This is a genomic window from Acinetobacter sp. YH12068_T (genome assembly GCF_024606005.1).
Lineage (GTDB): Bacteria > Pseudomonadota > Gammaproteobacteria > Pseudomonadales > Moraxellaceae > Acinetobacter > Acinetobacter amyesii.
The window spans coordinates 353,337-379,082 of record NZ_CP094555.1; the positions used below are offsets into that span (position 1 = coordinate 353,337).

Consider the following 25,746-nt stretch of genomic DNA (forward strand, 5'->3'; position numbering starts at 1 on the left):
GGATTTAGTGATGAAAAAGTTATATCAAAAAAATATACTTTCGGCTTCGGTATCAATGATGATGACTTTGGCACTATGTCAAAGTGTGGCAACGCAAGCCAGTGATATTGATATTTATACAAATGCGACTGGGGGGCAAACTTCTATTTTACTAATGTTAGATACTTCAGGGAGTATGGGGATTAGTTCTTTAGTTATGCCTAAGAATTATCTTTGGGGAAGTCCTGGAGATGTTGATGGGGCATCTTTATGTAGTAGGACAGATGTTTCAGAAACAGGAAGTGGCACTAGAAATTTTAAAGCTTGGACTTATAATTTAGCAGGATTTCAAAATTCTATTCCTGTAATGGCGGAAACAACCTCTACAAATGCTACTGCAATATCTAAAACTGTCACTATTGTAAATTCTAAAAACTCTAACGAGAGTACTACAATTACATATTATCTGCGTGGTTGTACTAATGGTGTTAATTGGCAGTATGATCGGTTGTCGCGTTTAAAGGATGCAATAATTCCTTTATTGGCTGGTAATGATTTATCAGATAAGGTCGTAATGGGTTTGGGGCAATTTTCTGCAAAAACTGAGCTAAATGTATCTGGTTCTGAATTAAAGTTAATTGACGGACATTCAGGTGCTATTTTAGTAAAAAACCATGAGCTTGATTATGGCCATCGTGTTGAGTTGGCTAAGAAAGTGGCATCGTTTCAATCGTTGGATAATAAAACATATGGTAATGGGAGGCAAAAGGTAAGTTTGGGTGTAGATGGTGAGACATATATTTCTGCAACTAGTGATACAAAATACGTATCAAATATCTTGCGTAAATCTAGTAATTTATATCCTTTAGGAACTAAGCAGTATAAAACTGCTGGCGGTACACCTGCTGTTCAAGCTTATGCTGAAGCTGGAGCTTATATGATGGGTACCACAACGGGGGTTAATAATTCACATTCATCTTTAAATGCCATAGAGTGGATATATGATGGTTCAATGACTATGCAGAATGTTAATTCTCCATATGATCAAGTGCATTTTATTTGTGTAGAACTTACAACAGGAGCGAATGCCTTAACTTCTTCTGATTTTAAAATTTCAGGTAAAGCAAATGATGTTAAGCAATGTATTAATAATTGGCCAAGTGTAGATGCTGGCAATAAAACAGTTAGTGCCAATGTTGTAAATGGCGTTTATCAAAATAGTAATCAAAGTGGAACGGTTTTTAGACCAGATGGAAATGGTGGTTGGATTCAAATTGTAGGGCAGACTAATTTTAAAAATGCTTTAAAAGCGGCTGGTGTCTCTAGTAATGGTGAAATGACTAGTGGTTGGGAGACATTAAGTAAGTTGCCTGCAGGTTGGCGTTATGGTGGTTGGATGAAGGTGGATCAAGAGCCATTGGATATTGAGCCGATAGTAGGTAAGGTTTGGGGGCCATATGCAAACAATTCGGCGTATGGCATTGTTGCATATAGGAGTAATCCATTTGCTTTAGTTGAAAAAGCAAGTACTAATTTAGCAGATTCTTACACTGATAATTTGGTAGGTGGTTACAGGTACTCAGTCGAAAATAGTAAGGATATATCTAAAGGTAAATATTATCCAGCAGGAAGTGCAAATACATGTAATGGTAATGGGATTTACTTTTTGACAGATGGGGCTCCTAACTCAACAAAAGATAATATGGCACAAGCCATTATGAATACAACTCTAAGTTCAGCGGATTATGAATTTAAAGGTAAGCCATCTGGAACTGGAACGTTAATTTCACCTAGGTTAAAATCAAATCTATTTTCTGGTGAAACAGGTGGTTGGGAATATATTGGTGAATACTCGAAGAAGATTTTAGATCCAACCAAAAACCCTGCCAAAATGAAAATTAAAACGGCTGTTGTCGGTTTTGGTTCTTCTTTTTCAGGTTTAACAAAAAATACAGATGGTACATATAATTGTGCAAGTGCGCCCAATGATGATGCAAAAAATGCATGTTTATGGGGAAGCTCAGCTTATGGTGATGGTGGTTTCTACTATGCTGAAGATGCTGATGATATTAAAAATAGCATTATAAAATTCGTTACGAATGTAACACCTGACTTTGAACCCATTGCAACAGGTTCACCTACATTACCTCAAGATGCTTTAAATCCATTAACGATTCAACCTTATGGTTATTATGCGTCTTTTACACCAAAGCCTCAGGCGCAATATCGTTTGTGGATGGGTAATCTTAATAAATACAATGTCTATAATGGTGAACTGTATAATAGTTCCAACACCATTAAGTTAATTAAAGACGATGGTTCGCTTAACTCAAACGCCAACGGTCTTTGGAGCGGCGGCGTACTCGGTCAATTGGCTTTAGGTACCGCACTTAATTCGGAGAATGAAGCGTATGTTCGACGGACTATTTTTACCAATAGAGAGATTAGTTCGTCGACGCCATATACTGCAACTGAAACAAATTCTTTAAAAGAATTAAATGTAAATGCATTGTTTGGAACAGGTGCGAATGCTTCTTTTGTTAATGATCCGCAAAAAAATTATTGGTTGAATTTATTGGGTTACAACGTTGCTGCTGATGCAACGGGGATTACCTTAGATAGTTTATCTTCTGCTGCTGAACTTCGTCAGTTTGGTACAGTAATGCACTCAACACCAATATTACTTACCCAACGTGGTGCAATTAAAGTTGATGTTGCAACGGGCGCGTTAGATACAACAGATCGTGATGATTATTTACTCTTTGGCAGCTCACAAGGGCTTTTACATGTTGTAGATGTTAAAACAGGTAAAGAAAAATTTGCATTTGCTCCTCATGAGATGATGGAAAGACAGCGAGATGCATTTTTAGCTGAGAATTCGACCACTGGTGGATCTGCTAATTTGTTTTATGGGATTGATGCACCATGGACTGCGTATACTCAATATGTTTCAAAAGAGGATGGTTCATTAACAGTACAAGCATCGGATAAAACAAGTGATGGTAGTGCGGACACAGATTTAGCACTCAAAGGCTTACAATGGGTATATGGTGGTCTGCGCATGGGTGGTAACAGTTACTATGCATTGGATCTTACTAACTTAGATACGCCGAGCTTGAAATTCCATATTGATCCAAAATTAACTGACTCAAAAATTTATAAATCTGGCTCAACAGTGTCTGTAGAAGCGCTAGATTACATGGGGCAAAGTTGGTCTAAACCGACGCTCGCTTATGTAAACTTTGGGGGGGAAAAACGTCCAGTGATGTTTGTAGGTGGTGGTTATGATGCAGGTTATGAAGCCGCTGATTACAATCAAACTACAACCAAAGGTGGTGGTGCTGGTGTTTATATGTTTGATGCAGATACTGGTGATTTACTGTGGTGGACAAGTGCAAATGCTACAAAAGCCTTAGGAGCTCAAGCATTCACCGATGCGAGCGACGCAAATATCAATATGAAATACAGTGTTGTGAGTCAGATTAATGCAGTCGATCGTGATAATGATGGTTTAGTGGATAATCTTTATTTTGGCGATTTAGCAGGGCAAGGCTTCCGTGTTGATTTAAATAATCTTGCAACGGGTACAGATGAAAATGCTAAAAAAGCTAACTTTGCTAAACGTGTTGTTCGCTTATTTAGTGAGTATAAAACTGGAGGAGCAAGCCCACGTTTCTACGAAATGCCAAGTGTTTCTATTCATGAAAGTAATGATGGTTATATTGCCGCTGTTGCTTTTAGCTCTGGGAATAGAAGTAAGCCTTTAGTAGGTGCTGCAGGTACAAATCAGAATGGTTCAACGGTTAGTGCAGATGATGGTGTATTTGTTGTTTACGACAAAGATGTTGCTAAACAAGCACTATATGGTGAATTGACACTTGTAACGAATAATATAGCCTTAGAATCGTTAAATGATGTAATGGATGACGGTGTTCCTGTCTCCGATAACGATGGTTGGAAGTATACTTATTCTGACAAGGCAGGTGTGTATAAAGGCATGAATGAACTTTATGCACTGGATAGCATGCTATATGTAAACGTATTCCATCGCGATGGTACGGGTATTGGTGGTAATTGTGGTGCTGGTGTTAAAGGTGATTCCTATGTGTATCAGTTCTGCTTACCAACAGGTAAATGTCCGTTTGCAACAACAACCTCTGGTGAGCCGAATAAAGCTAAAATAGGTGCTGGTATTTTAGGTTCTGGCCTTGGATTGGGTCATAACAACAATAAAAATAATACTGGCTTAGTAGTAACTCGTCCGGATAGTGTGGATTGTGATGCTACTGCAAATAAAAACTTACCTGAATGTCAATTGTTTAGTACGACAGCAAATTTAAGACAATTGCGTTGGTATGAAACACGCTAGGAGTAAAGAGATGAACTTTTTTTCTAGTTTAATACGAACGTATGTTACGGAGCTGGCTGTTTCTTCTTCAGATGCACAGTTAAATTCGGTAGCAAAAATTAAAAAGGTAAAAGGTTTTACATTAATTGAACTGATGGTCGTGGTTGTTGTTGTTGCAATTGTGGCAGCAATTGCGATTCCAAGTTACAGTCAATATATAGAACGTAAAGATCTTGCTGTCGCTCGCCAGGAAGCATTGCGTCTGGCAGGAGAGCTTGAGCGCTTTAAATCTAAAAATTTTAGTTATAAAGGTTTTGATGCAACATACTTATATGGTTATCAAGGTACTGATTCCGATGGAAACTCTACCAGTGAAAGCTATTATGATAAAGCTACAGGGAAATTATCATTGCCTTTAGGGGCGAGTGGCTCAGATGTTAAATATATCATTACCTTAGTTGATGGTGGTACTGACCATAAACCTTTGACAATTGAAAAAAATAGTGAAGGTGCAGAAACAACTGATTCTGAAAGCGTTAATGGATTGAGTTGGGCTATTTCTGTGGAACGTGCTAAAGACGGCACTGAGCCTAAACAGCCACGTAATTATGATTTGCTTTTAACTAATGCAGGCCTTCGCTGTATGACCAAAGTAAAAAATGTTGTGACAACATTCGTAGACTGTGGTAATGAAGATAATAGTGAGTCATGGTAATGAAGAGTGTGAAAGGATTTACATTAATTGAGCTAATGATTGTTGTGGTTATTATTGCAATTCTTGCAGCAATTGCTTATCCCTCATATCAAAACTATGTACAGAGAACTAAACGTGCTGATGCACAAGCCGAAATGATGCAAATTGCACAAAAAATGCAGAGCTATTATGTCATCAACCATAATTATTCGTCCGCAACGATAGATGGTTCAAATACTACAGTAGATTTCCCAAGCCATGATGCACTGTACTCTATAGATTTAGATGCTGGGGATCAAACTTGGACACTCACAGCGGCTCCTAAAAATACTAGCGCTATGAAAAATACAGGTAGCTTAACGCTAGATAGTACCGGCAAACAATGTTGGGAAAAAACTTCTGGCGCTTGTGAACCATGGGACGGCAAATAACCTCAAATTCAAAATTGTGGATAAACACTTTTTGATCTTTCATTCAGGGCAAATTTCACGTAAAATATTGCCCTCTATGAAAGGGGTTTGAAATGTATCGATGGTCGGTACAGGGATAATCCGTAAAAACTATAAGGTTCTATCATGGTTGTTATTCGTCTTGCACGCGGTGGTGCTAAAAAACGTCCGTTCTATCAAATCATTGTGACTGATAGCCGTAATGCACGTGACGGTCGTTTCATCGAACGTATTGGTTTCTTCAACCCTACAGCTCAAGGTAAAGCAGAAAAACTTCGTTTAGATGCTGACCGTTTTGCTCACTGGGTTTCACAAGGTGCTCAACCTTCAGAACGTGTTGCTTCTTTAGCTGCTGAAGCTAAGAAAGCTGCAGCTACTGCTTAATTAGTAGTAGGTTACCCATGACACCAACACAGAATGTTCCCGAAGATCGTATTCAGATTGGACAGCTACGTTCAGCATATGGATTAAATGGGTGGCTCTGGGTCTATTCCAATACAGAACCTATGAGCAATATTTTTGACTACCTCCCTTGGTACATTGAGACCAAAGCAGGTTGGCAAACAGTAGATGTAAAACGTTGGAAACCACATGGCAAAGGCTTGGTTGTTTCGCTAAAAGGTGTGAGTGATCGTACCGCGGCAGATAACTTGGTTGGCGCAAATATCTGGATCTCTAAGTCGCAACTGCCGCAAGCAGGCGTGGACGAGTACTACTGGTCAGATTTGAAGGGCTTAACCGTGTTAGGTCTTGGAGAAGATGAGCAAGAAGTCAACCTCGGTCAAATCCACGAATTGTTTGAAACAGGTGCTAACGACGTGATGGTAGTTCGCGCTACTGCTGACAGTGTCGATAGCGAAGAGCGAATGATTCCATGGCATAAAGATGTGGTACAGCGTGTTGATCTCGAAGCTGGTCGTATCTACGTAAATTGGGGCGTAGATTATTAATCCTTTAAGGATTGACGCAGCAGGAAAATAGAGGAGTCTGCGATGTTTTTTGCAGTCATTACGCTTTTTCCTGAAATGTTTGAAGCGATTACAGCCTACGGTATTAGCGGGCGCGCAGCAAAACGTGACATTGTGCAAGTTCATTGTATCAATCCACGCGAATTTGCTGAGGGCAACTACAAAAGAGTGGATGAACGTCCATTTGGTGGTGGTCCAGGTATGGTGATGATGGCTGAGCCATTAGCGAAAGCAATTCATCGTGCCAAAGAGCTTGCCAAGCAAGCGGGTGCTGTTCATGTCCCTGTGGTGTATATGTCGCCGCAAGGAAAGACCTTAAATGAACCTGCGGTACAAGATTTCGTCAAATATGATGGATTGATTGTATTGTGTGGTCGTTATGAAGGTGTAGATGAGCGTTTGATCCAACAATATGTTGATCAGGAATGGTCAATAGGCGATTACGTTTTATCTGGTGGTGAACTTCCTGCGATGGTTTTATTGGATAGTGTGATTCGGAGACTTCCGGGTGCAATGTCTGATGAGCAATCACATGTGCAAGACTCATTTGTGGATGGTCTTTTAGATTGCCCACAATATACCAAGCCAGACCATTTTGAAGGTTTAGATGTTCCTGAAGTATTAAAATCGGGACATCATGCCAATATTGAGAAATGGCGGTTTTTGCAGCGATATCAACGCACTTTAGAACGCCGACCTGAGTTGGTTGAAAAAGTTGAATTGACCAAGCAGCAAAAGAAATGGCTAAAAGATTCCAAGGTTTAAATTTTTTAAATCTTATATTAGGCTCTTTATGCATTGAAGCGGTCAAGCATAAAGGGAAAGTCAATCGGGTCTATGCGCTTTAGCCTCTAGCCCCAGCGATGATTAGACCTCTTCTAACTCGCATAATCGGAGATACCCCATGAGCGGTAAACATCCTTTAGTACAAGCTGTTGAAAATGCACAGTTGAAACAAGACATCCCTGCTTTTGCTCCTGGTGACACAGTAGTTGTTCAAGTTAAAGTAAAAGAAGGTGAGCGTGAACGTCTTCAGGCATTTGAAGGTGTTGTAATTGCTAAGAAAAATCGTGGTTTGAACTCTGCGTTCACAGTACGTAAAATTTCTAGCGGTTTCGGTGTTGAGCGTGTATTCCAAACTCACTCACCAATCGTTGCTGGTATCGAAGTGAAACGTCGAGGTGACGTTCGTCGTGCTAAACTTTACTACCTACGTGAATTGTCTGGTAAAGCTGCACGTATTCGTGAAAAATTACCAGCTCGTAAAGCAAAATAATTTGTTTTACAACGCTGTAAAAAATGCGCCTTTTGGCGCATTTTTTATGCGAGAAAGAAAATTATAAACCTTGAGATTTTAGCCGGTTTGCATGTTGACGGTAAGCATCCGGCTAACACAGCCTTACCAAGCGATCCTATAAGCCTTAATTTAGTTCCCACCTAAAAACAAGTGGGGACTTAATCCATGAACATGGATATATATTCAGCAACACCTCCTGTTGCTAAAAAACGCAGAACATACAGCAAAGAATTCAAACTCAGTATTGTCAATGCCTGTAAAAATCCTAATACCTCGATCGCTTCGGTCGCACTGCAACATAGTATTAATGCCAACCTTGTCAGTCGTTGGATCAGGATCTTCAGCCATCATGAGGGTGCCGTGCAGGATCCTACTCATGTGAATCCAGCATTTATTGCTTTGCCTTACACTGCTGAAATCAGCCAACCTATTGATGAGAGGATCACGTTGTGTATCACCGTGCCTCATACGAATAATGATATTCAGCTAAAATGGCAGACATCAGAAATACCTGTCTTGGCAGAATTACTCAAGGCACTTGCAACATGATCCGCATTGATGAAATCTGGTTGTCTACTCAGCCCATGGACATGCGTGCAGGTATGGATACGACCATGGCTCAGGTGGTGAGAGCCTTTGGCTACATCAAACCGCATTGTGCTTACCTGTTCTGTAATAAACGTGGCCATCGCATGAAAGTGTTGGTACATGATGGACTGGGCATCTGGCTGTGTGCCCGGCGGCTGGAACAGGGCAAATTTCACTGGGCTCAAGTTCACCAAGGTGAAACCGTGGCCCTCAGCCCGGAACAGTTACAGGCACTGATCCAAGGTTTGCCCTGGCAGCGCATTGGACGACAGCAGGTGGTGACGATGCTTTAAACCAGGCTGTTCCATTCTGCTATTCTCCAAACGTTCTATTTCATTCTTCTCATGACCTCAGGCATACTGCGGTCATGAATACGCTGCCTGACTTAAGCCAACTGACCCATGAACAACTGCTGGAATTCACCAGGCAGTTGGCGATGCAGCATCAGTCTCTGGCACAATCAAACCAGCAATTAGATGCCAGAGTTCAACATCTTGAAGTCACCAATCAGCAATTAGATTCTAAAGTTCAACATCTTTCTATTCTCAATCAAAAATACGAGCATGAACTGGCGCTGTTTAAAAAGCACAAATTCGGCAGTAAAAACGAACATCTCACTGCAAAACAAATCCATCTGTGGGATGAAGCGGTTGAAGAAGATATTGCCGCGGTTGATCTAGAACTGGAACGGCTAAATGCAGATAAAACCGATGCAGTGACACACAAAGCCAAAACCAATAAACCTAAACGTCGACCACTGCCAGATCATCTACACACCATCCGTATTGAGCATGAACCTGCATCAACCCAATGTGCTTGTGGCTGCCAACTCCGTCGTATCGGCGAAGATGTCAGTGAAAAACTGCATTTCAGACCGGCACAGTTCTATAAGGAACAGCATGTGCGTGGTAAATGGGTCTGTGATCAGTGTGACACTCTGACTCAGCAAGCGATGCCCGCCTATGTGATTGATAAAGGCATTGCTTCACCTGAATTGCTCAGCCATGTGCTGGTATCGAAGTATGCCGATCATTTGCCGCTGTACCGTCAACGTCTGATCTATCAGCGGGCGGGAATCGAGCTTTCTAGATCAACGTTATCTGACTGGATAGGTCGCTGCGGTGTAGAACTGGAGCCTCTGGCCAATGCCTTAAAAGAGGTGGTACTACAACAGCAGGTGCTGCATGCAGATGAAACACCGGTCACCATCATGCGGATGGGTGAGAATGATAAAAAACCGAAGAAAGGTTATGTCTGGGCCTATGCCACCACACAGTACAATCCAGTTCAGGCGGTGATCTATGACTTTCAGGATAGTCGTTCAGGCCAGCATGCTGAAGAGTTCTTGAAAGGCTGGCAGGGCTATCTAGTCTGTGATGATTACAGTGGTTATAAAGCACGTTTTAAATCAGGTCAGGTGATTGAGGTGGGCTGCATGGCCCATGCACGTCGTAAATTCCATGAACTGCATGTAACTGGGAAAAGTCAGGTTGCTGAACAGGCATTAGTGTTGATTCAGAAACTGTATGCGATAGAAGCCGAACTCAGGAAAAAGACCGATGGTACAGCGGAAGACCGCCGCGAATACCGACAACAGCATAGTCAACCAGTGATGCAACAACTATATGAATGGCTCAACCAACATCATCTGACAGTGCCATCGAGTTCTCCTACCGCCAAGGCGATCAATTACACTCTGAAGCGTTGGCCAGCCTTAAGCCGCTATCTGGATGATGGCAATCTACCGATTTGCAATAACTGGGTGGAAAACCAGATGCGCCCCTGGGCGTTGGGACGTAAGAACTGGTTATTTGCAGGTTCGCTGCGCAGCGGTCAGCGAGCAGCCAATATTATGACATTAATCCAGTCAGCAAAGCTGAATGGGCTGGATCCCTATGCCTATTTAAGTGATGTGCTGAAAAGGTTACCGACACATAAAGTGACCCAGATTGAAGAGTTACTGCCACACTGCTGGAAACCTAAATCGAATTAAAATTGGTATGGGATTCAGCGGACGCTTACTGTTGACGATAGACATCGACAGGATCTGGTGCAAATAGCGCTTTGAGACCAAGCACTTGGTTGACTTCATCTAAATGGTTCCAGTTGTAGTTATCACGAATGGTTTTACCAAACTTGGCACTACAGCGTGATACGAGGCCATCATTGTCTTTTCCGCCATCGATCAGTAATGCGGTCACTTTTAGGGCTGAGTCTAAATCTAAAATATTGGTGATTTGGCCCACACCTGTAAATGAATAGTTATAAATGCCTTTTTCCACGCTATTGCCATCAGCACAATTGGATTTAGGCAAGCCCAGAGGGAATGCGGCATTGTACTTTGCAGAACCCGCTAGCATTAAACTTGAACCACCTGCCAATGCGTCATGAGGATAAGTCGTTGGATCTAGACCTTGCGCCCAAACAATGGCTTTAGAGACAAAATTCACAGCTCCAACCAAGGGTGCTTCGACAGCGGTGCCTTCAGCTTTTAAAATTAAGTCTGCAACAGGGGAGCCTTGATGAGGTCCTGCAACACTGGTTAATGAAGCCACGACATCTGGGCGAACACCTGCAACATAACGAATCGTTGGTCCACCATGACTATGTCCAATTAAATTCACTTTATCCGCACCGGTGAGTGCTTGGATTTCAAGAACTTGTTGTAGAAGCTGTTCGCCACGCACTTCGGTAGAGTTAAAAGGCGATACGCGAGTTGCCCAAACATTTGCACCATTTCGGGCAAGATCAGGAAGGATTTGATACCAATAGTCGAGTCCAAATGAGTCCGTACCAACGGTAATGAAACCACCCATACCATGGTTGAATACGATTGGATATTTGGTCTTTGCATAGCTAGAACTAGCTTTGGCAGTGACTTGGGTTGCTTGCGATGCAGATACATTACCGATGAATGTAGCTGCAATAAAACTTGCTAAAAATGATCCGTATTTCATGAGCGATCCTCAATGTATTATTGTTTTATGACAATATTTATTGTCACTTCTAATAAAGCAATAAAGATCACCTGTTGCAAATTGAAAAAGATTAACTGTGACGCTAAATGTAACAAAATAAAAGATCACGAATTTTCAGATCTATAAAAGTAAATAAGAGGGCCGAAGCCCCCTTATTGCATTTAAATTTCAACGATAAGAATTAAAGTCCTTGCAGTTTTAAACGGTTTGCATGTTGACGGTACAGCGCCACAGGATCTTGTGCAAATAGCCCTGTTAAGCCAAACATCATATTGGCTAAATCGGTATGGTTAAGTTTGTAGCTGTCATTAATGACTTTACCGATATAAGCACTACAACGTGCAACCATACCGTCATTGTCTTTATTGCCATAAGACAATGGTCCGAGTTGCATTAGGATCGTGTCGATATCAAGTAAATTCGTGGTTTGCGCAACACCGGTCCATGAATAGTATTGAATGCCTTTGCTGTCGACTTGCTTTAAGTTCTTACTGCAATTTCCTGAAGATGCCAAAACACCGTCAGCTACAGCAGATTTTGCAACCGTACTGTTAAATGCAGCAGAACCTGTTTGTGATAATGATTTCATAGAAGCATCGAAATCAATTTCAAGCTCAGGTTTTGCCTGACCTAAAGCAATAAGTGGGCCGACAATATAATCACCTAAAATATTGAAGGCAGTACGAGAAAGTGAGTTGCCTTGAATATCATCCGCTACTTTAGAGCCGTGATAGGTACCTGCAACACCTGTAATAGACGCAATGTACTGTGGTTTTGTTTGAGCAACATACAATACAGTTGGACCACCATGAGAGTGACCAATTAAGTTAAGCTTTGGTTTCCCTGTAATAGCCAAAACATCTTCAACTTGTGCAATTAACTGCTCACCACGATGTGCTGTAGTATTTGCAGGAGATAATTGCGCTGCGAATACGGTTGAGCCATTTCGTGCCATATCTGGCAAGATTTGGTACCAATAATCCAGTCCAATGGTGTCGGTACCGATACGTGACCAACCGAGCCAACCATGCACCATTAAAATTGGATATTTGGTTTTTGCGTAGTCAGATTTTGCCGTTTCCTTCACTTGGAGGACGCTAGGCGCAGCTTGAGTGCTTGCCGATATACTCATCGCTAAGCCTGCAACTGCAGCTACAGAGGCCATCTTGGCCGTGTTTACTAAAGATCGCATAAATGTTCCTTGATCTGATGTTGTTTTTATTACTTTTTAATCATGAAAATACTCTCTGTTTTTAAGCAACATCTTTGTGACTGGCCAGGCCATATCTTTGATTTTAGAGAGTTTGAATAGACAAAGATGCCTTGCCATTTTTTCATGCTCGGTTTGAAATTCCATGTCATTTTAGGACATGGGCGGCGTTGAGGTGACAAGTATATTTATATACATTCGTCTTTTATTTTTGCTATTTATTTTAGTTGTTATGATTTAATAACTTATTGAATTAGCTTGTTTAATACTTACAAATAAAAACATTGTAAACAAAAAAGGACGCTTAAAGGCATCCTTTTCAGTGCTGAAAGGGAACCAACTTTTGAGGTTACAGACCCTGTAATTTTAAACGATTGGCATGTTGGCGATAGAGTGCAACTGGGTCAGGTGAAAATAGGCTGCGTAGGCCAAAGATCATATTCACTTCATCTAAGTGGTTGTGATTGTAGTCATCACGGATTACTTGTCCGATGTGGGTGCTACAGCGTCCAACCAAACCGTCATTGTCACGATTTCCATAGGCCAAAGGGGCAAGCTGACTAATCACTGTATCTAGTACATCTAATACATTTGTGGTTTGCGCTGTACCTGTCCATGAGTAGTAATACACGCCATTGTCGACTTTGGCACCCGACTGATTGCAGTTCGCAGCCAGTGCTGCGGTTGGAAATTTTGCATTAAATTCAGCAGAACCTTTTTCACTGATCGCGGTAAGTGATGCATCAACACTGTTGGGTAGACTCGAGTTGCCTTCAGCCCAAGTAATAATCGGTGCTAAGAGTTGATCGCCAAGGACTCCAAAGACTGAGTTAATAGTTTTATTCGCTTGTATTTTATCTGCGACTAGAGAGCCACGATAAGTGCCTGCAACCCCAGTCACCGAAGCCACATATTCAGGTTTGATCGCTGCAATGTAGCGAGTTGTCGGTCCACCATGTGAATGACCAATGAGGTTCACTTTGGATTGGCCGGTCAGAGCAAGAACCTCTTCGACTTGGCTCAGGAGCTGTTCACCACGAACTTCTGTAGACTCTAGCGGTGAAACTTGGGCAGCAAAGGTATTGGCCCCATTACGAGCTAAATCTGGCAAAATTTGATAAAAATAATCCATGCCAAAGCTGTCAAAACCAATGCGAGTAAACCCGAACATACCATGGGTAAACACAATCGGATATTTGGTCTTGGCATAGTTTGCCGAGCTGTTGGCGGTGACATGTTGGAGTCCTGCTGCAGCTTGGGATTGTGTGCTGGCGATCGCTGCTGATACAGCCATAATTGCGCATAAAAGAGCTTGTGGTTTTTTCATCATTTCATCCTGAAATTGAGGTTGTTTTTAAATTGTTGTTTGCAGTTATTCTGCGAAAGGTAATTTTCCACCTTGATCATGCACAGATTCAAAGGTACTGACGCGGAGCTGATCTTCCTTCGATTTAAAATGTTGATTACGGAGTTGCTGCACCGCTTGTTGTTTCGCACTGTCACTCATATTGCTTTTCACAATGCTGTCACGCTCTGTGAGGTATTGATTTACGCTAGATTTCCAAGAGCTGCGCTGGCTGTCTAGATTTTCAAGGCGCTGAGTAGCTTCTGGACCCACTAAATTTAACCGCATTTGATGGATTTCTTCGCTTGCACCACCACGGGCTTTAATGTCTGCTGTGAGCTTGCGTAAATCTTCAAGTTTATTGATTTGTTCCAGATTTTCTTTCCAATCTTCTGGGAGTTCATCAAACAGGGCTTTTAGTTTTTTGGCTTTTTCTGATTCAGACAGTTTTTTGTCATTTACTACTTCCATCCGTTTCAGCGTGTATTCGTGATAAGTATTTTCCTTGCCAAATAAACCTTCAATTTCATAATCAGAAAAGAACTGTTTTCTTAAATTCTGGGTGCTGCTGTAGATCGAGCGATAGTATTGTGGTGATTCTTTGTCGTCGCTTGGTGGCTGTAAATGACCTAACTGTTCACGATATTTCATATAACGATCCCACAAATCATAAATTTGGGACAGCGCAGGTTCTTTATGACCTTGTGCAATGTAGGTTTTAAAATCCTTTTTAATTTGATCTATCGACTTTTCACCATACTGAGTAATGAAATATTCAAAGCAATTCCGTGTTTGTTCATTCACGATCAAACGGTTTGAACCATCCATACTGATTTGACAGTTAACTTCCGTGTCTTGTTGACTTGGACTGAGCAGCGAAGAACCGCTTGTGGCTTGAGCCGTAGCGGTTTCGCCCTGAGCTAAAGGCGTATTTTGTTGTTGAATCGATTGATCTGAAGGATCATTTTGTGATGCTTTTGGCGCAAGCCAATATATGAATGCAGCAACTGCGATAACGACCAAGGCAATGATGAGCCAAAGTTTATTTTTTTGCATATCCCAATGCACCTTTATTCCGTTTTTAATTGTTTTAGAGTTCTAAATGCGAACTCAATATGACATAAAATGCAGATAAAAACATAGAAGAGTTGTAAACGTTAGATGTGGGTTGTTACCATTGCGCTGTTCCTGTATTAGCCAAATTTTGACATGAAAAAAGCCTCTCCTAAGATCCAACGTCGTCCTGTACATGGTGTATTTCTTTTGAATAAGCCTTTGGGTATTAGCTCGAATGCAGCCTTACAGAAGGTGCGTTGGTTGTATCGAGCACAAAAAGCAGGACATACAGGTGCGCTAGATCCGCTGGCTTCAGGTTTATTGCCGATTTGTTTGGGTGAAGCGACCAAGTTTTCACATTTCTTGCTCGACTCAACCAAGCGCTATCAAACCACGGTCTTTTTAGGACAAAGCACCACGACGGGTGATGTAGAAGGTGAGGTGCTGATGGAACAAGCCGTACCCGTTTTGACCGAGGCATCTATTCAGCAGGTACTGGCACAGTTCGTGGGAGATATCCAACAAATTCCACCGATGTATTCTGCGCTGAAAAAAGAAGGTCGCCCGCTGTACGAGTTGGCGCGTAAAGGCATAGAAATAGAGCGTGAAGCACGTCCAATTTCGATTTATGCCATCGAGTTATTATCATTTAGTGAGAATAGTATTACACTCGACATCACCTGTTCCAAAGGCACATATATTCGTGTTTTAGGCGAAGATATTGCCAAAGCATTGGGTACTTTTGGACATTTAACCTATCTACACCGTATTCAAACGGGTCATTTTGATCTTAACCCAAGCTTTACCATTGAATATTTAGAGAGTCTGTCCGAAGCTGAGCGTGAAGCATTATTGCTGCCGGTGTATTCACCTGTCGATCATTTCTGCAAAGTGCAAGCGCCGGAAGGTCGAGCTGAATATTTTAGTCGTGGAATGGAAAGTAATATTGAGCATGCTGCGGAAGCGCAGGTTTTGGTATTTGATGGGGAACGTTGCTTAGGTCTAGCGGAAATTACCGATCGTAAGCGCTTAGTACCAAAACGTGTATTAAATCTTGAATAGTCATTAACAGCCACTGAAGCCAAATTATGGAAATTGAAATCATCTTAAGCCTGCTATTTTTTGCATTTTTTGCTGGTGCAATTGATGCAGCTGTTGGCGGTGGCGGACTGATTCAAATTCCTGCCATTATGAATGCCATGCCGCACTTATCTCCAGCGACTGTATTTGGCACCAATAAGTTGTCTTCGATTTTTGGTACAGCGTCAGCTTCCTATTCTTTTTTACGCCAAGTCAAACTCCGTTGGAAATTACTTGCGGTCATTGCAAGCTGTGCATTTGTTGCCTCCTTTGTGGGAGCAGCCTGTGTATCAATGATTCCAAAAGAAGTCTTACGTCCTTTCGTTTTGGTCATGTTGATCGTGATTGCGATTTATACCTTTGCCAAAAAACAATTTGGTCAGGTGCATGTACGCCAAGAACTGACTCCTAAAATCCTCGGTTTTGCCGCTATTGGTAGTCTGGTGATTGGCTTTTATGACGGCATCTTTGGACCTGGCACTGGCAGTTTCTTTATTTTCTTTTTTATTCGTTATCTACAAGCAGACTTTTTACATGCCTCTGCTTTGTCAAAAGTCGCCAACTTAACCACCAACCTTGCAGCACTGAGTTTTTTTGCGCCCACTGGCCATGTGTTATTTGCGATAGGCTTAATGATGGCTGTAGCAAATATTTTAGGCTCGATCGTTGGTGTACGTGCGGCAATTAAATACGGTAGTGGCTTTATTCGAATTCTATTTTTGATTTTGGTGAGTATTTTGATTGTACGGTTGGGTTATCAAACCTTTACGGGACAAGCTTAAAACAAATCTTAACAGAGCGTTGCTGAATTCTGTCGCTGAAATGATTAGTATGAAAATAAGCGACTCGTTTGAGTTGTGGATAATAATTAAATTTCATAATACACAATTAGCTAAGCATCAGAGGTCATCACTACAATGAATATATTTGAAGCTTTACGCCAAAGTCATGAAAAGCAACGTGAACTTGCTGAAAAACTCATTCAAACATCAGGGGATACACCTGAGCGTCGAGATTTATTTGAGCTGCTCAAAAATGAGTTATTTGCTCATGCTGTTGGCGAAGATCGTTATTTTTACATCCCGTTAATGATGACTGATTCAGGCTTAAACATCACCCGTCATGCATTGGCGGAACATCATGAGATGGATGAATTATTAGAGCAACTGACGGAAACTGAATTTAGTAATCCAGGTTGGTTGGCAATTGCGAAAAAGTTATCTGAAACGGTACATCATCATTTGCAGGAAGAAGAACATGGCTTTTTTCAGCAAGCGGGTAAAATCTTAGATGAAAAACAAAAGGAAAGTTTAGCCAAACAATATTTGGCAGAATATAAAAAATACAAGAAGGCGGATAAAGACAGTTTGACGGGATAAATATTAGTGAGTTTTGAGGACAAATTCCAAATTAAAAAAGACGGCAGAGGCCGTCTTTTTATTTCAGCGATAAAGATGAAAATTAGTTTGATCCGCTAGTCGTTGTAGTGCGAGAGGAGCGCATTGTCACCCCGACCGAGGCAAGCATAATACACACCAAAGCAAGCCATTGCCCTATATTAATGCGTTCCCCCAATACCACCATACCCGTAATGGCTGCCAAAGCAGGTGAGATACTCGACAATGTGCCATAACTCAGTTTGCTTAGAATCTTCAACGCTTTGAGGTCAAGGGCATAAGGTATGGCTGTAGCTAAAATCGCAATCAACAAGGCTTTAGGCCAATATTGCGTATCCAATAAAGCTGATGCGTTGTTATAGAGGCCGATGGGTAATAAGGTCAATGCCGATAAACTAATGGCGATGGTCAGTGCATGCATACCAATATTTTGGTGTACCACTTTTTGTCCAAAGTAAATATAGAATGCCCAACATAGCCCCGCAGTTAAGGCACAAGCTGCTCCAAATATTGAGAAATTACCACTTTGAGCTTGCCCCCAAGGCACCATCAACGCAATCCCTAAGATCGCCAAAAAGACCCAAATATAGTCACTACGGTTTTTAATCGACAGCAGTGCCAAACCTAGCGGCCCAATAAACTCGAGTCCTACGGCAATGCCTTGAGGGAGTTTGCCCAGTGACATATAGAACAAGACATTCATGAGGCACAGTGCTGCGCTATAGCAGAGCAGATCACGCCATTTTAAAAACGACAGCCGTTTTAAAATGTGCCATGAACGAAACATTAAGCAGATAATAATTGAAGCAAAACAGAGTCGTAAAATGGTCACACTGAGTGGATCAAGCACCAAAAATAATTGCTTGGCGAATGATGCACTGATTTGATAGGAGATCATGGAAAGTACCATGAAAACAACAGCGAGAAGTTGTGAATTTGGCATGCGGCACACAGTTGTTGGGCGGTGTTGAGCCCTATTTTTGAGTCAGTACAGTATAGCGGTTAATGCTAACAATTGAGTGAATTTTAACATTTGACCAAATCATGATGGATTTTGAATTTAAATGACTTTGGCTTTTTGCGTGGTATAGGTACACCCAATCGATGCACAGATGATGACAGCAAGGGCTAACCACTGGGTCCACAGCAATTGTTCATTTAAGAAAACAAAACCAGAGAGTGCTGCAATTGCAGGTTCTAGGCTCATGAGCGTTCCGAAACTGAGCGCCGTTAAATTGCGGAGCGCAATCATTTCTAGAGTAAAAGGTAAAGCACTGGCTAGGGTCGCAAGTGCAATAAAATACAGCAGACTACTTGGCTCAAACGCCTGTGCCGGCATACCTGCAAAGAGTGCGATGGGCATCAAAACACACATGCCGACGAACATGCCTAAGCAAACGGTATGATTGCCTGAGACCCCTGACGGTTTTTGACCAGCCACGATATAGAGTGCCCAACACGCACCTGCGCCAAGGGCGAGGGCAATGCCCAAGGGATCAAGTCGTTGTGCAGCTTGGTCAAAAGGAAAAAGTAGGATAAGGCCTAAAATAGCCAGTCCGACCCAAATAAAGTCAAATTTTCGGCGTGCAGCAAATAGTGCGACACTGAGCGGACCAATAAATTCAAAAGACACGGCAATGCCGAGCGGGAGACGATCAATCGACAAGTAAAATAGCATATTCATGCCTGCAAGAGCACAGCCATAACTGATAATCGCAGACCATTTGACTTGTTTAAAATTGATCTGCCAAACTTTAAAAATGATCGCCAAGATTAATGCACCGAGCAGTAAACGCATCGCGGATACGGTCAGGATGGGAAACTGACCAAACAGGTACTTAGCGAACGAACCACTGCTTTGCATACTGATCATTGCAATAAGCAAGATCAGTGGTGCTTGTAGAGCAGGGGTAATTTTAAAATTTGGCATAGACTAAATTTTTTTCGATGACTCGAATAGCGGGAGATTGGCAAAAGCCAGATTTTAAAAGTCTACTACAATAAAAAACCACAGCCCGAAGGCTGTGGCTTCAGTGTCTAATTAAATTAGAACAATACGCGAACGCGGATGGTACCTTCAACTTCGTGAAGAGTATCCAAAGCTTCTTTAGATGCAGTTGCATCAACGTCCATTACAAGATAACCCACATCACCTTTAGTCATTAAAGACTGACCAGAGATGTTGATACCGTGTTCAGCAAACAAGTTGTTGATTTTTGAAAGAACGCCCGGCACGTTTTTGTGGATGTGAAGTAAACGGTGTTTACCTTCAGTCAACGGTAACGCGATTTCTGGGAAGTTCACTGCAGATAAAGTCATACCTTTATCAGAGTAAGCAACGAATTTTTCAGCAACTTCAAGACCGATGTTCGCTTGCGCTTCCATCGTAGAACCACCAACGTGAGGGGTTAAAATCACGTTGTCTAAGCCACGAAGTGGAGAAACAAATTCTTCACCGTTTGCTTTTGGTTCTTTCGGGAATACGTCTACAGCCGCACCAGCAATATGACCAGATTTGATTGCATCAGCAAGATCTTCAATGATGACACATGTACCACGTGCAGCATTGAGGAAGATTGCGCCTTCTTTCATTTGAGCAAATTGCTCTTTACCGAAGAAGTTACGTGTAGATGGAACGTCAGGAACGTGTAAAGAAACCACGTCTGCATTCGCAAGAAGTTCACCCATAGAACCGACTTGACGTGCATTACCCATTGGAAGTTTAGTTACAGCATCGTAATAAATTACGTGCATACCTAAACTTTCAGCAAGTACAGAAAGTTGCGAGCCAATCGAACCGTAACCAACAATACCTAAAGTTTTACCACGAGTTTCAAATGAACCAACTGCAGACTTGTTCCAACCACCACGGTGAGTTGAAGCAGATTTTGCAGGAACACCACGAAGTAATAGAATCGCTTCAGCAAGTACTAGTTCAGCAACTGAACGCGTATTTGAGTATGGTGCGTTAAATACTGGAATACCGCGAATCATTGCAGCATTTAAGTTCACTTGGTTTGTACCGATACAGAAACAACCCACAGCAATCAGTTTGTTCGCCGCTTCAAAAACTTCTTCAGTTAATTGAGTACGTGAACGAATACCAATGAAGTGAGCATCTTTAACCGCTTCTTTCAACGCTTCACCCTCAAGCGCAGTTTTACGGTAGTCAATGTTGGTGTATCCAGCAGCATTTAGAGTGTCGATTGCGTTTTGGTGAACGCCTTCTAACAACAAGAAACGAATTTTATCTTTAGGTAAAGAAAGATGTTGGCTCATTACGGCTCCGCTACAAAGGCCAAATTTAGTGCGCATATAATAGCATAGGAAGTCGCCTGATATACATTTCCTTTATGACTGACGTCATGGCTATTTTGGCGAATGATGAGTCAATATTTTTTAGATTTGGTCTAATTAACTTGGTCATATTCCTCGTGACATTTTGAAATCACGTTTTTCTTTGGGTTTTGTCAAAAAAAGCCCAGTTATAGCTTATAATGGTGCCGCTCAAAATCATCATGACCAATTCCCTGACATTTTGATGCGCTCTGTTTCAGGCTTTTTCCCTTGAAATATGCGTTACCGCAGTTTTGACTGAATGAAGTCTGGACCTTTAAAAAACTTGTTTACTTCTTGCAAGGTCTGAAAACGATGAATGCTCCAGTCGCTTTAACCCCAGAGTTATTGACCCAATTGACCGCTATTGTTGGCGAAAGCCGAATTAAAACCGATGCGGATAGTCTCCAAAATTGGGGTCGTGACCATACTAAGCACTTCGATCCAAACCCGTCGGTCGTCGTTTTCCCTTCAAGCACAGAGCAAGTTCAACAAATTGTTAAGCTGGCAAACCAATTTAATGTCGCGATTACCCCAAGTGGCGGTCGTACAGGTTTATCAGCAGGTGCTGTGGCTGCTAACGGTGAAATCGTGGTGAGCATGGACAAGATGAATCAAATCTTGGAATTCTTCCCAGCTGACCGTATGGTTCGCGTACAAGCAGGTGTAGTGACTGAACAACTTCAGAACTATGCTGAAGAACAAGGCATGTACTACCCAGTTGATTTTGCATCTTCAGGTTCATCACAAATTGGCGGTAACATCGGTACCAATGCCGGCGGTATTAAAGTGATTAAATACGGCATGACTCGTAACTGGGTGTTGGGCATGACTGTGGTTACTGGTAAAGGTGACATCCTGCGCTTGAATAAAGGCATGATCAAAAACGCGACGGGTTATGCACTTCAACACTTATTTATTGGTGGTGAAGGTACGCTAGGTTTAGTGACTGAAGCTGAAATCAAACTTGAACGTCAACCCCATGACTTACAAGTGTTGGTTCTCGGTGTGCCTGATTTTGATGCGATTATGCCTGTTCTACATGCCTTCCAAAAGAAAATCGACCTGACTGCATTTGAGTTCTTTGGTGAGCTTGCAATGCAAAAAGTATTGGACAATGGTCATGTTCAACGTCCATTTGAAACACCATGTCCGTTCTATGTATTACTTGAGTTTGAAGCACCATTTGAACCGATCATGGATGCGGCAATGGAAATCTTTGAACATTGCATGGAACAAGGTTGGGTACTGGATGGCGTGATGAGCCAAAGCTTAGACCAAGTACACAGCTTATGGCGTTTACGTGAAGACATTTCAGAGTCAATCGCACCGTTCACACCATACAAAAATGACATCTCAGTTCTAATTACACATGTGCCTGCATTTATTAAAGAAATTGATGCAATTGTGGAAGCGAACTACCCAGACTTTGAAATTTGCTGGTTCGGTCATATTGGTGACGGTAACTTGCACTTAAATATTTTGAAACCTGCGGATTTAAGTAAAGATGAATTCTTTGCAAAATGTCAAGTGGTAAACAAATACGTATTTGAAACTGTGAAAAAATATGACGGTTCAATTTCTGCAGAACATGGCGTGGGTATGACTAAGAAGCCTTACCTCGATTACACACGTTCAGCAGAAGAAATCGAATATATGAAAGCATTGAAAAAAGTATTCGATCCAAATGCAATTATGAACCCAGGTAAATTGTTCGATCTTTAATTTTTTAAAGACGATTGGAAACGCATCTTCGGATGCGTTTTTTATGGCTATAGCATGCTTTTTAGCCGCCTATGGATGAGAAACAGCACGGTGATTTTGTGGAGTGAGGTACTTCTTTTACATTGCTTAAATAGTGTTTTGGACAAATGTTCGGCATGATAGGTCTGAATAATAAATTTGAGTTGGTTCTATGTATCGTTTAATTGCTGTGTCTGCATTGTGTGTGGGGATGTTGGCGGGTTGTGCGACAACGCAGAAAATTGTGTCTAAAGTCGGTTCTTCTGCTACGCCACTCGATCAGGTATTAAAAGAACGTCCTGATTTGCGTAAAGAGCTGTCGACTGTGGAAATTCGTCAGTACTTTAACCGTGTTGAGTCGCCAAATGCGGGGCAGGTGAAAGTGACGGAAACGGGTTTGATGGATGATTCAGTGAAATCGGTTCGTACTATTTATAGTTTTAGATTGGTGGATGGTGACTGGCAGCGTGTAAATACACAAAAGGAATATCAGTGCCAACGTGGTAAAAATACTAAGACTTTCCAATCGGCGAAGTGTCCTTAATAAATCTTTGATTTATAGTTGAAATTTAGGCATGTGTGCCTCATAAAAAGCGTATCGATTGATGCGCTTTTTTATTGGGGTAAATAAGAACAATGAATATTTTAATTGTCGGAAACGGTTTTGATTTATCACATTACTTGCCGACGAAGTATGACCATTTTATGGATGTGATGAGAGCAATTATTAAAAAAGATTTAGGAAAACCAATACAAGATGTTTTTAATAATTCAGTTGATACATTTCCAGAGTTAATATCTAAAGTTTTGAATATAAAAAGTGCATTAGATGAAAAAAGTTATCAAATGAATTTTAATGAACTTTTTTTTAAATCAAGAGATATTAAATTTATTAATAAGACTAAACAAATCTATGATACAGCGGCTATTGTTGTTGATTTTGAAGATTTAGTGGAATTTCAGTATAAGTTGAAACAAAACTGTTGGTTTCAGTATTTTAATAATCATGTAGAAAAAATTAAAACATGGATTGATTTTGAAATAAAAATTGAAGAGGTTTTGGGCTCTTTTGGAAAATTAATTAATAGTTTAGACAGCAATAATTTAGATTTTAATAATCTTGATCTTAATCTATATGATTTTTTAGATAAAAATTGTATTAAAGTGTTGGAGCATTTTCCTATTTTTAAAGAAGTTGGTGGTGTTTATAAAGTTAATGGGAAAAATTTTGCTATGCCGAAACAATTATATTTAAATTCAAAATTTTGTCATGGTGAAGCTGTTACTAATGGATTTTCATCTTCATCATTTTTAGAGTATTTAATAAGGCAGTTAGACGATTTTATTGAGATTTTTAATTCATATTTGGAATTAATTATAGATAAATTAAAACCTTTAAAAAAATTAGAACTTTTCATGGAGTCTAAATCATTGTTAGAACTAGGCGAAAACTGCTGGATGGAACCGAATGTAATTTATTCTTTTAATTATACAAATACATATCAACGCCTCCATAACTTGGTAAGAACTGAATATTTACATGGAAGTCATGGCGAAAATCAAAACATTGTTTTAGGTATCTCTGATTTAGACGATGATACTCTAAAAAAAATTAAAGCATTTGGTTTTACTAAATATCATCAAAAATTATTTAAAGATACAGATTATTTATTTTTAGATATCTATAAGAAAAAAATTAAACAGCATAATTTAAAGATTGAATATTTTGAAAAAGATTTTGGGGATAGTGATCCAACAGCGAAGAAATTAGCAAGACAAAATTTAATGGATGTTGATAGTAAATTAAATTTAAACGTTCAAGTTTGGGGACATTCGCTAGATGTTTCTGATAAAGATTATATTATTGATTTATTTAGTTTAAATGATGATATGGACCGAAATGTCCGAGTAATAATTTTTTATTTTGATAAGCAAGCAAAATTTTCACTACTCAATAATCTACTCGCCATTTTAGGTAAAGACAAAGTAGAACAATGGATGAAAAATAAATGGCTAGAGTTTAAGCCTAATCCCGAAGTGAAATTCGAAGTTGACTCAAACTTAGAAGAAGCATCCTAAAACTGTGACACTGAAATCCATTTAGCCTATCGAATCAGCTATCTTTGGTAGGCTAAGATCAAACGATCCTAAATACACTTAAAACAATATGAAAACCCTCGCTTTTATTCACGTCAATGACTCAGGCTCACCGGTCGGTGACTTTGCTCCAGTGACTTCAGTATTTTCCCATTATGAATTGGGCAATACCGTTTCACCATTTTTATTGCTCGACCATTTAGGGCCTGGGGTGCTGAAACCAACCAAACTGAAAAAAGGTGTGCTGGAACACCCACATCAAGGGTTTGAAACCGTCACCTTAGTGTTTAAAGGCGAACTTGAACATCATGATACGACTGGCGGCGGTGGTGTCATCGGAGAGGGCGATGTGCAATGGATGACTGCTGCTTCAGGCATACAACACGAAGAAGTTTTTAGCCAAGCCTTTGCACAGCGGGGTGGAGCATTTGAAATCTTGCAACTTTGGGTCAACCTGCCTGCCAAAGATAAAATGAATCCTGCACGCTATCAGAGCTTAGTCAAAGCTCGTATTCCTGTAGTGGATTTAGCAGATAATGCAGGTTATGTACGGGTCATTGCAGGGCATTATTTAACAGCCCACGGCCCCGCAGAAACACATACACCTATGCAAGTATTTGATGTTTTTGTCAGAGCCAATCAAAGCATCACACTGCCTGCACAGGAAGGGGATACCACGCTGGTATATTTACGTTCGGGCAAACTAAAATTTACTGAAACAGATGAACCGTTAAATGCACAGCATATAGCAGTTATGTCGAGCCAAGGAGAAAATGTCGAATTGACGGCCGGCGAAGATAGCCACATGTTGTATTTATCGGCGCAGCCTTTAAATGAACCCATCTATGGGCGAGGTTATTTTGTGATGAATCATTTTGCAGAAGTCATGCAAGCCTATGAGGACCTAAAACAAGGTCGCTTTATCCAAAAAGCAGACAATGAAAAACCATAAAAGCGGTAGTTTAAAAAGACCAATACAACGCCAGCAAACACTGTTAAAATAGTCGGACTCAAACCGACATATCGGTTCGTTGAAGTTCATTTTATCTCTATCTAGCGTCTTGTGAATACGACGCACATATGGCGGATACGCCGCAAATTCATTTTTAAAATTAATATTACAGTGCTCGTCATTGGGCTGAAGTGTCTCTCCCTATTTGTCATTTCAAGCTCGACAGCAC

24 protein-coding genes are annotated in these 25,746 nt (G+C 40.9%); 17 read left to right on the forward strand and 7 right to left on the reverse strand.

Annotated elements, in window-relative coordinates; genetic code table 11:
• The first annotated feature begins 10 nt into the window (after positions 1 to 10).
• The 10 genes from MST18_RS01680 to MST18_RS01725 all read left to right on the forward strand — a co-directional run bounded on the left by MST18_RS01680 (position 11) and on the right by MST18_RS01725 (position 10,316).
• Positions 11 to 4,348 (forward strand): pilus assembly protein PilC, encoded by a 4,338-nt coding sequence (locus MST18_RS01680; RefSeq protein WP_180133202.1) that lies wholly within the window; start codon positions 11 to 13, stop codon positions 4,346 to 4,348.
• Between the two features lie 97 nt (positions 4,349 to 4,445).
• Positions 4,446 to 5,042: a type IV pilin protein gene (locus MST18_RS01685; RefSeq protein ID WP_180133282.1), complete on the forward strand. Its 597-nt coding sequence runs from the start codon at positions 4,446 to 4,448 to the stop codon at positions 5,040 to 5,042.
• The gene (locus MST18_RS01690) at positions 5,042 to 5,452 is read left to right on the forward strand and encodes a type IV pilin protein (protein ID WP_180049203.1); all 411 of its coding nucleotides are present in this window, start codon (positions 5,042 to 5,044) and stop codon (positions 5,450 to 5,452) included. Before MST18_RS01685 ends, MST18_RS01690 begins: the two co-directional genes overlap by 1 nt.
• 144 nt (positions 5,453 to 5,596) lie before the next feature.
• Positions 5,597 to 5,854, forward strand: a complete 258-nt coding sequence (rpsP, locus tag MST18_RS01695; protein ID WP_078189354.1) for a 30S ribosomal protein S16 — start codon at positions 5,597 to 5,599, stop codon at positions 5,852 to 5,854.
• A 17-nt stretch (positions 5,855 to 5,871) separates the two neighbouring features.
• Entirely contained in the window at positions 5,872 to 6,420 is a 549-nt protein-coding gene (rimM, locus tag MST18_RS01700; protein ID WP_078189353.1) for a ribosome maturation factor RimM, read from the forward strand.
• Positions 6,421 to 6,462: 42 nt separating this feature from the next.
• A complete protein-coding gene (gene trmD / locus MST18_RS01705) occupies positions 6,463 to 7,203 on the forward strand; it encodes a tRNA (guanosine(37)-N1)-methyltransferase TrmD (RefSeq protein WP_180004770.1) in 741 nt (246 codons plus the stop codon).
• A gap of 139 nt (positions 7,204 to 7,342) precedes the next feature.
• Positions 7,343 to 7,714, forward strand: coding sequence for a 50S ribosomal protein L19 (rplS, locus tag MST18_RS01710; protein ID WP_078189351.1), 372 nt, complete (start codon positions 7,343 to 7,345; stop codon positions 7,712 to 7,714).
• A gap of 186 nt (positions 7,715 to 7,900) precedes the next feature.
• Positions 7,901 to 8,284, forward strand: coding sequence for a transposase (locus tag MST18_RS01715; protein ID WP_154320783.1), 384 nt, complete (start codon positions 7,901 to 7,903; stop codon positions 8,282 to 8,284).
• Positions 8,281 to 8,616 (forward strand): IS66 family insertion sequence element accessory protein TnpB, encoded by a 336-nt coding sequence (gene tnpB, locus MST18_RS01720; protein WP_000618091.1) that lies wholly within the window; start codon positions 8,281 to 8,283, stop codon positions 8,614 to 8,616. Before MST18_RS01715 ends, tnpB begins: the two co-directional genes overlap by 4 nt.
• Before the next feature lie 74 nt (positions 8,617 to 8,690).
• Complete coding sequence (locus MST18_RS01725; RefSeq protein ID WP_257249974.1) at positions 8,691 to 10,316, forward strand: IS66 family transposase; 1,626 nt, start codon at positions 8,691 to 8,693, stop codon at positions 10,314 to 10,316.
• A 25-nt stretch (positions 10,317 to 10,341) separates the two neighbouring features.
• Here MST18_RS01725 and MST18_RS01730 read toward each other — a convergent pair whose 3' ends face one another.
• From MST18_RS01730 to MST18_RS01745, 4 genes are all read right to left on the reverse strand, one after another.
• Positions 10,342 to 11,280, reverse strand: coding sequence for a triacylglycerol lipase (locus MST18_RS01730; protein WP_180133441.1), 939 nt, complete (start codon positions 11,278 to 11,280; stop codon positions 10,342 to 10,344).
• Between the two features lie 202 nt (positions 11,281 to 11,482).
• The gene (locus MST18_RS01735) at positions 11,483 to 12,493 is read right to left on the reverse strand and encodes a triacylglycerol lipase (protein ID WP_180133442.1); all 1,011 of its coding nucleotides are present in this window, start codon (positions 12,491 to 12,493) and stop codon (positions 11,483 to 11,485) included.
• A gap of 367 nt (positions 12,494 to 12,860) precedes the next feature.
• Positions 12,861 to 13,805 (reverse strand): triacylglycerol lipase, encoded by a 945-nt coding sequence (locus MST18_RS01740; RefSeq protein WP_257250168.1) that lies wholly within the window; start codon positions 13,803 to 13,805, stop codon positions 12,861 to 12,863.
• 78 nt (positions 13,806 to 13,883) lie between these two features.
• Positions 13,884 to 14,912 (reverse strand): lipase secretion chaperone, encoded by a 1,029-nt coding sequence (locus tag MST18_RS01745; protein ID WP_180133444.1) that lies wholly within the window; start codon positions 14,910 to 14,912, stop codon positions 13,884 to 13,886.
• A 153-nt stretch (positions 14,913 to 15,065) separates the two neighbouring features.
• Between MST18_RS01745 and truB the strand changes: the two genes are divergently transcribed.
• From truB to MST18_RS01760, 3 genes are all read left to right on the forward strand, one after another.
• Positions 15,066 to 15,974 carry a tRNA pseudouridine(55) synthase TruB gene (gene truB / locus MST18_RS01750; protein WP_180133445.1) on the forward strand — a complete coding sequence of 303 codons (909 nt, stop codon included), beginning with the start codon at positions 15,066 to 15,068 and terminating at the stop codon, positions 15,972 to 15,974.
• A 26-nt stretch (positions 15,975 to 16,000) separates the two neighbouring features.
• Complete coding sequence (locus MST18_RS01755) at positions 16,001 to 16,774, forward strand: TSUP family transporter (protein ID WP_111884173.1); 774 nt, start codon at positions 16,001 to 16,003, stop codon at positions 16,772 to 16,774.
• A gap of 135 nt (positions 16,775 to 16,909) precedes the next feature.
• Positions 16,910 to 17,371, forward strand: coding sequence for a hemerythrin domain-containing protein (locus MST18_RS01760; RefSeq protein WP_078192502.1), 462 nt, complete (start codon positions 16,910 to 16,912; stop codon positions 17,369 to 17,371).
• A gap of 82 nt (positions 17,372 to 17,453) precedes the next feature.
• Here the strand turns inward: MST18_RS01760 and MST18_RS01765 are convergent, their stop codons facing one another.
• The 3 genes from MST18_RS01765 to serA all read right to left on the reverse strand — a co-directional run bounded on the left by MST18_RS01765 (position 17,454) and on the right by serA (position 20,668).
• On the reverse strand, positions 17,454 to 18,332 hold the full coding sequence (locus MST18_RS01765) for a DMT family transporter (protein WP_180021550.1): 879 nt from the start codon (positions 18,330 to 18,332) through the stop codon (positions 17,454 to 17,456).
• Positions 18,333 to 18,449: 117 nt separating this feature from the next.
• Entirely contained in the window at positions 18,450 to 19,319 is an 870-nt protein-coding gene (locus MST18_RS01770; protein ID WP_180133446.1) for an EamA family transporter, read from the reverse strand.
• Between the two features lie 116 nt (positions 19,320 to 19,435).
• Positions 19,436 to 20,668 carry a phosphoglycerate dehydrogenase gene (serA, locus tag MST18_RS01775; RefSeq protein WP_180021554.1) on the reverse strand — a complete coding sequence of 411 codons (1,233 nt, stop codon included), beginning with the start codon at positions 20,666 to 20,668 and terminating at the stop codon, positions 19,436 to 19,438.
• 372 nt (positions 20,669 to 21,040) lie between these two features.
• Here serA and MST18_RS01780 point away from each other — a divergent pair, with 372 nt between their 5' ends.
• The 4 genes from MST18_RS01780 to MST18_RS01795 all read left to right on the forward strand — a co-directional run bounded on the left by MST18_RS01780 (position 21,041) and on the right by MST18_RS01795 (position 25,517).
• Positions 21,041 to 22,450, forward strand: coding sequence for an FAD-binding oxidoreductase (locus MST18_RS01780; RefSeq protein WP_078189543.1), 1,410 nt, complete (start codon positions 21,041 to 21,043; stop codon positions 22,448 to 22,450).
• 190 nt (positions 22,451 to 22,640) lie between these two features.
• Positions 22,641 to 23,012, forward strand: a complete 372-nt coding sequence (locus MST18_RS01785; RefSeq protein WP_180004761.1) for a hypothetical protein — start codon at positions 22,641 to 22,643, stop codon at positions 23,010 to 23,012.
• Between the two features lie 92 nt (positions 23,013 to 23,104).
• Positions 23,105 to 24,547 (forward strand): AbiH family protein, encoded by a 1,443-nt coding sequence (locus tag MST18_RS01790; protein ID WP_180133447.1) that lies wholly within the window; start codon positions 23,105 to 23,107, stop codon positions 24,545 to 24,547.
• Positions 24,548 to 24,635: 88 nt separating this feature from the next.
• Positions 24,636 to 25,517, forward strand: a complete 882-nt coding sequence (locus MST18_RS01795) for a pirin family protein (RefSeq protein ID WP_180133448.1) — start codon at positions 24,636 to 24,638, stop codon at positions 25,515 to 25,517.
• Positions 25,518 to 25,746: the final 229 nt, after the last annotated feature.

Coding starts and splice junctions, on each gene's coding strand:
- MST18_RS01680 (WP_180133202.1), top strand. CDS start 11: ATGAAAAAGTTATATCAAAAAAATATACTTTCGGCTTCGGTATCAATG.
- MST18_RS01690 (WP_180049203.1), top strand. CDS start 5,042: ATGAAGAGTGTGAAAGGATTTACATTAATTGAGCTAATGATTGTTGTG.
- rpsP (WP_078189354.1), top strand. CDS start 5,597: ATGGTTGTTATTCGTCTTGCACGCGGTGGTGCTAAAAAACGTCCGTTC.
- rimM (WP_078189353.1), top strand. CDS start 5,872: ATGACACCAACACAGAATGTTCCCGAAGATCGTATTCAGATTGGACAG.
- trmD (WP_180004770.1), top strand. CDS start 6,463: ATGTTTTTTGCAGTCATTACGCTTTTTCCTGAAATGTTTGAAGCGATT.
- rplS (WP_078189351.1), top strand. CDS start 7,343: ATGAGCGGTAAACATCCTTTAGTACAAGCTGTTGAAAATGCACAGTTG.
- MST18_RS01715 (WP_154320783.1), top strand. CDS start 7,901: ATGAACATGGATATATATTCAGCAACACCTCCTGTTGCTAAAAAACGC.
- tnpB (WP_000618091.1), top strand. CDS start 8,281: ATGATCCGCATTGATGAAATCTGGTTGTCTACTCAGCCCATGGACATG.
- MST18_RS01725 (WP_257249974.1), top strand. CDS start 8,691: ATGAATACGCTGCCTGACTTAAGCCAACTGACCCATGAACAACTGCTG.
- MST18_RS01730 (WP_180133441.1), bottom strand. CDS start 11,280: ATGAAATACGGATCATTTTTAGCAAGTTTTATTGCAGCTACATTCATC.
- MST18_RS01735 (WP_180133442.1), bottom strand. CDS start 12,493: ATGCGATCTTTAGTAAACACGGCCAAGATGGCCTCTGTAGCTGCAGTT.
- MST18_RS01740 (WP_257250168.1), bottom strand. CDS start 13,805: ATGGCTGTATCAGCAGCGATCGCCAGCACACAATCCCAAGCTGCAGCA.
- MST18_RS01745 (WP_180133444.1), bottom strand. CDS start 14,912: ATGCAAAAAAATAAACTTTGGCTCATCATTGCCTTGGTCGTTATCGCA.
- truB (WP_180133445.1), top strand. CDS start 15,066: ATGAAAAAAGCCTCTCCTAAGATCCAACGTCGTCCTGTACATGGTGTA.
- MST18_RS01755 (WP_111884173.1), top strand. CDS start 16,001: ATGGAAATTGAAATCATCTTAAGCCTGCTATTTTTTGCATTTTTTGCT.
- MST18_RS01760 (WP_078192502.1), top strand. CDS start 16,910: ATGAATATATTTGAAGCTTTACGCCAAAGTCATGAAAAGCAACGTGAA.
- MST18_RS01765 (WP_180021550.1), bottom strand. CDS start 18,332: ATGCCAAATTCACAACTTCTCGCTGTTGTTTTCATGGTACTTTCCATG.
- MST18_RS01770 (WP_180133446.1), bottom strand. CDS start 19,319: ATGCCAAATTTTAAAATTACCCCTGCTCTACAAGCACCACTGATCTTG.
- serA (WP_180021554.1), bottom strand. CDS start 20,668: ATGAGCCAACATCTTTCTTTACCTAAAGATAAAATTCGTTTCTTGTTG.
- MST18_RS01780 (WP_078189543.1), top strand. CDS start 21,041: ATGAATGCTCCAGTCGCTTTAACCCCAGAGTTATTGACCCAATTGACC.
- MST18_RS01785 (WP_180004761.1), top strand. CDS start 22,641: ATGTATCGTTTAATTGCTGTGTCTGCATTGTGTGTGGGGATGTTGGCG.
- MST18_RS01790 (WP_180133447.1), top strand. CDS start 23,105: ATGAATATTTTAATTGTCGGAAACGGTTTTGATTTATCACATTACTTG.
- MST18_RS01795 (WP_180133448.1), top strand. CDS start 24,636: ATGAAAACCCTCGCTTTTATTCACGTCAATGACTCAGGCTCACCGGTC.